At 56.4% G+C, this 4,163-nt stretch carries 1 protein-coding gene; it reads right to left on the reverse strand.

Annotated elements, in window-relative coordinates; translation table 11 throughout:
* Positions 1–412: 412 nt before the first annotated feature.
* Positions 413–3,940, reverse strand: coding sequence for a S41 family peptidase (locus tag QZP87_RS03380; RefSeq protein WP_291321506.1), 3,528 nt, complete (start codon positions 3,938–3,940; stop codon positions 413–415).
* Positions 3,941–4,163 lie beyond the last annotated feature (223 nt).

The following is a 4,163-nucleotide window of genomic DNA, read 5'->3' on the forward strand; positions in this document are numbered from 1 at the left end:
ATCTGGGGGTTTATCGCTCCCACGCTCTGCGTGGGAGCGTAGCCCGACCGCTCCTGCGGTCATTGTGGACGCGGAGCGTCCAGGGAATGTTCCCACGCAGAGCGTGGGAACAATAAGACAAGGAAAGCAGGGGACAGGCACCCCCGCACTTATTTTTTGCTGATGTGAAGATCATTACTGAAAAATAAGTGCGGGGAGAGCCAGTCCCCGTGCCACATGCAAAGGAAAACAATGCTGCCAGGGGCATAGTGCGGCAGGGCAGGGCAAAGTTGTGCAGAAATTGCATTATGTGCCAAAATTGTATAGCCACTTTTTTAAACCCGACGATGGCGTAAGCATTCAGGTGGGCCGATAACGGCCAGCCATCACCAGTGAGTACCCCCTGAATGGTGAGGGCCTTCTTTGGGCGGCTCTACCCGTCCAGGCGCTGCAGCAGGTTCTCGACCGCCCTGCGCAGCTGGGGATCGCGCCCGGCAGCCTCATCTTCTGGTTTCTGCTTAATGTGCAGATCCGGAACAGCTCCGTATTGCTCCATATCTTTTCCATCCGGCAGATACCATCCCCTTGAAGGTACCCGCACCAGGGCACCGTCTATAAGCCTGTAGTTAGAAGCGGAAATGACCCCGCCATAGGTCTGTTCACCCACCAGGGTTCCACGCTCCAGGGTTTTAAAGGCATGAGCCAGGATCTCTGAGTTGGAAAAGCTTTTCTCATTGGCCAGCATGTTTATGGGCAGGGTATACCTCGGGACGGGCAGGCGGTCTTGGGGATAGTGACCGGTCTTCTGGGGATCCGCTCCGGCAGGCAGGGTGTAGGCGTGTTCGCGGGTCATTATGGAGGCCAGAATCAGGTCCGTGGTATATCCACCGGCATTGTTGCGCACATCAATTATCAGACCCTCTTTTCCTTCAGCGGCAGCATACAGATGTGCCTGAAAGTCCTCCAGTGAGGCCTGATTCATGGTTTGAATATGAATATATCCCAGGCGTCCGCCGGACAGCCGGGAAACCTTGCTGCGGCTCTCATCCCGGAAGGCATCGTATCGTAAGCCGTACAATACTTCATAAGAGACCGGAGTTGTCAGGGTATGATGCATGAGCAGTTCATGGCCGGCAGGACGCTTGAATCCGACAATAACTTCCTGGTCTACTTTTCCCCGCAGTCTCTGCAGCAGGGTCTCTCCCTCTTCAAATTCCCGCAGATCGATACTGGTAATGATATCCCCGGGCTCAATGGCCAGGGCGCTGAGCTCTGCCGGGCCACCGGGGACGACTTCCTGCACCTGGTAACCGTAAGAACCGTCCTGCATTGGGACCCTCTGGTATTCTATGCCCAGTCTGCCTGAAGGTTCGCGCATCTCAACACCGGGACCGGGATTAATAACCCCGGTGTGCGAAGCCCCCAGTTCACCCATGAGACGGTTGGCTATGTCACTGAATTCACTGGCCGTCCTGGTACGTCTTATCAGTTTCTCGTACTCCTGGACCAGGGACTTCCAGTCCAGTCCTTTCATATCCCGGCAGTAAAATCTCTCATGGATGATCCTGGCCGCTTCCCGGAATTTCTGCAGGGACTGCTCCTGTTTATCAATGCGGATGCGGTCTGATACTGCGGGGTGCTTATGATCCTTTCCATCCAGGGGGGCAAGGCCTGCCTGTCCCCGCAAGGTATAAACCACTGTCTCCCCGGTGATATTCAGCCCCCGGACATCCACAGCCTCACCCAGGCGCCTGCGCCCGCTTCCGTCCCACTTTATCGTGACCAGGTGCTCTCCTCCTGAATTGAAAATAAACTGGTCCCCTCCCGGGGTCATCTCCAGGGAGGTCTTGTTCAGCGGGGATCTGGTTATAGGCTCAACCCTCCGCCAGGCGTTTTTCAGGTCCATTTCCTCAGACTCAAGGCCGGGAGGTGCCGGTACAGACGGGCTTCCAGGGAGTCTCACCGGCAGCGGACGGATTTTGGCGGCCTTTTTTCCGGCTTGCTGGTAGTATTTGTGCAGTTCCCTGAGACTCAGGTGCTGTATACCCGGATCCAGATACAGCCGGTAGACGTCATAGTTCCCGGCCCGGTTGGAGATGAAGCATAATATCCGGCCGTCGGCAGACCACCTGGGACTCAGGTCGTTTCGGGGGTGTCTGGTTATATTTACCGGTTCAGCTGAGCCGTCTGACGGAACAATAAAGATGTTGGAGCTGAAATCGAGATCATTTTGAGAGTAAGCAATATAAACGCCGTCCGGGGACCAGCGCCACTCAATTCCGGGATCCCAGCCCTGCACCAGTGTCTGCTTTTCACCCGAAGCCAGGTCTTTGATGACCAGGTCTCCGGAACCGCGCCTGAAGGCGAGCCTGCCGCCATCCGGAGACGGTGAAGGCAGGCGGTCATTGTGCTCTGTCTGCACCATCGGCCTCACCTGAAAATGAACCGCATCATGCCATCGGGCAGGGTTCATTTCTTCAGGCAGATCCTCAACCTGATCAAGTCCGAGATCCTCTTCAGGCTGGTCATTCCCGGGTGGGTAATCATTCGCCGGCTCCGGTGCCGGGTCTGGATCAGCAGGTGCTCCCGGATCTGCCGGGTCTATGGGTGCGAAGGGATCGACCTGATCTTCTTCAAACCGGTGCTGATCCAGGATAGTGTCGTTTTTCATGCCTCCGGCCTCATCCGGGGCAGGCGATGTCCCTGGAGCTTCAGGCATGTCCGGCTGAGGCCTATTACCGGTCAGCCCGTCCCGGATAAATTCCTGCCGGCCGGTGCGGATTTCCTCACGGGTCAGGGCTACTCTGGCCTTGTAGATGGAATCCGTACCGTCAGCATCACTTGAAAAATAAAGCCGCAGACCGTCCGGGGACCAGGCCGGATCCCTGTGACGGGCATGAGTTCCGGGAACTAGGGCCCTGATGGGGCTGTGTTCATCCACATGACGAATATAAATCCGGCCATAAGCCACCTGGGCCGTCACCTGGTTGTCCGGGCTCAGGGCCGCATCCGTAACATCCCTGTCTATGCTGCGCAGGATATGCCTCTCCCTGCCGTCGTCCCCGGCCCGGAACTCTAAAGGCAAAGGACCGCCCCCGGGCTTTTCCAGGTCAAGAATATACAGCCGGTCCCAGCCTTGCAGCACCACGGTACTGCCGTCTGCAGAAACATCAAAATACTGCACATCCCGGCCCTGGAAATCAGTCAGTCTGATAAATTCCGGGTTATTCCCCCGCAGGTCCGCCCTGAACAGGTTGACAGTATCCAGGTCCCGGTCGGACATGAATATCAGGGTATCCTCACCTGCCCAGCGGGCCATGCCGTCGTCTCCATCCCGGGTGGTCAGGGCTTCAAATCTGTCCTGATCCCGGTGATGAATCCAGATGTTCATGGCATCCGGGCCTCTGTAATGACGCCGGTTCCAGTCATGATAATATCCCCCGCGGGTGAATGCGGTTCTGCCGCCATCAGGTGACAGCCTGGGCTCGGAACCAAAGGCCTGATGCAGGCGCTCATGCTGCCCTCCCAGAGGAGAAATTCTGTAGGGGCGCTGTTCCCGGTAGACATCCGCTTCCAGGAGTCCGGAAAAAGTGATCATCTCCCGGCCCTCATGATCCCTGGACCAGTCCGGGTTGCGCATAAAGCGGTCGCTGTGGGTCAACTGGGTTACCTCTGTACCGTCAATATTAATGCGCCACAGGTTCATGTAGCCGTCGCGCATGGAAGTGAAAACTACAGCCCGGCCATCAGGGCTCCAGTTGGAATGCAGGTCGTCATGTCTGTGCCGGGTCAGACGCCCGGCCTCCCCCCCTGTGGAGTCAGCCAGCCAGAGATCCCCGCCGGCGCTGAAGATTATCCTGGAGCCATCCGGGCTGATGGAAGGAAACCGCGGCAGGTCCACGGCCCCGGAGCCGGCCAGGACAGGAGTTGCAACAGTCATGAATATCAACGTCAGGAGCATGCATCCTGCGCCAGGTATTTTTGCAAAGGTAATTTTCCAGGTATTCCTGATACTAAGGTATATTATCATAGTTTTGTATTTCGTATGAGGACGTTATGAGTAAAAAGTTATCACCTGAATCCGTGAAAACAGGTTCCGGAATTTGTCAAAAAGGCCGCAAAGACTCACTCCAAGGCAGACTAAATCAAAATCCCGGCCTTGCCTGATCTAATATACTGCATGG

Source organism: Desulfonatronospira sp., assembly GCA_003563255.1.
Taxonomy (GTDB): domain Bacteria; phylum Desulfobacterota; class Desulfovibrionia; order Desulfovibrionales; family Desulfonatronovibrionaceae; genus Desulfonatronospira.

Excerpts from the sequence above, each read along its gene's own strand:
- QZP87_RS03380 (WP_291321506.1), bottom strand. The coding sequence starts at position 3,940 with ATGCTCCTGACGTTGATATTCATGACTGTTGCAACTCCTGTCCTGGCC.